This window comes from Limnospira sp. (assembly GCF_051859755.1).
In the GTDB taxonomy this organism is placed as follows: Bacteria; Cyanobacteriota; Cyanobacteriia; order Cyanobacteriales; family Microcoleaceae; genus Limnospira; species Limnospira fusiformis.
Genome location: NZ_JBIMLI010000364.1, coordinates 1 through 1,052 on the forward strand (window position 1 = coordinate 1; position 1,052 = coordinate 1,052).

The window sequence follows — 1,052 nt, forward strand, 5'->3', positions numbered from 1 at the left end:
TTACCTTAACGGGTAATAGTGCTATCGTCGCATTGTCAGGCAATAGCCGGATAAATGTCGCGTAAATGTATCAGAAACAAGAATACCCGGTTAGATTGCTCTAGCAATTAACGAAGGTGTAAACTTAATATTGGTTTTGCCCCTGATGCGGTAACTCCAAGCGATCGCCCCCCTACTGTGGAGACTCCTATAATATGCCCAGAACTCAACGTAACGATAATTTCATTGATAAGACTTTTACGGTCGCGGCTGATATGCTTCTGAAAATGCTACCTACCAGCCGGGAGGCAAAAGAAGCCTTCGCCTACTATCGCGATGGAATGTCGGCTCAAGCTGATGGAGAATATGCAGAAGCTCTCGAAAACTATTATGAGGCTCTCAAACTTGAACAAGATCCTAACGATCGCAGTTATATCCTCTATAACATTGGTTTGATTCACACCAGCAACGGCGAACATGACCAAGCACTAGATTATTACCATCAAGCAATTGATCTCAACCCCCGCCTTCCCCAGGCTCTCAATAATATTGCTGTGATTTTCCACTATCGTGGCGATCGCGCCAAAGAAGCGGGAGATGAGGATGCCGCAGAACAAGCCTATCGGGAAGCGGCAGAATACTGGAAACGCGCTATTCGTCTCGCTCCTAATAACTACATTGAAGCTCAGAACTGGCTGAAAACAACAGGCCGCAGTGATATTGATGTTTACTTCTAAATAGGAGTTGGATTACCAGCATGATTGATCGCGAAGAAGTCCGCAAAGTGGCTCACTTAGCTCGCTTACAACTACAGCCCTCGGAAGAGGAAAAGTTTACTAAGGAATTGAATGGTATTTTGGATTACTTTGAACAACTCAAGGAGCTGGATACGGAAAAAGTCGCCCCTACTATGCGGGCGATCGATGTCAGCAATATCACCCGTCCTGATCAACTTGAACCCTATCCAAATCGCGACGCTTTACTCGCCGCCGCCCCAGAACCTGATGGGGATTTCTTCCGAGTTCCTCAAATTCTCAGCGACGAAAATTAATCCTTTCAACCATCAATAATCG

At 45.7% G+C, this 1,052-nt stretch carries 2 protein-coding genes; both read left to right on the plus strand.

Annotation, left to right across the window (positions count from 1 at the left end; genetic code table 11):
- Positions 1-194: 194 nt before the first annotated feature.
- Positions 195-716 carry a photosystem I assembly protein Ycf3 gene (locus tag ACTIE0_RS24650; RefSeq protein ID WP_006624111.1) on the plus strand — a complete coding sequence of 174 codons (522 nt, stop codon included), beginning with the start codon at positions 195-197 and terminating at the stop codon, positions 714-716.
- A gap of 20 nt (positions 717-736) precedes the next feature.
- Positions 737-1,030, plus strand: coding sequence for an Asp-tRNA(Asn)/Glu-tRNA(Gln) amidotransferase subunit GatC (gene gatC, locus ACTIE0_RS24655; protein WP_006624110.1), 294 nt, complete (start codon positions 737-739; stop codon positions 1,028-1,030).
- The last annotated feature ends 22 nt before the right edge of the window (positions 1,031-1,052 follow it).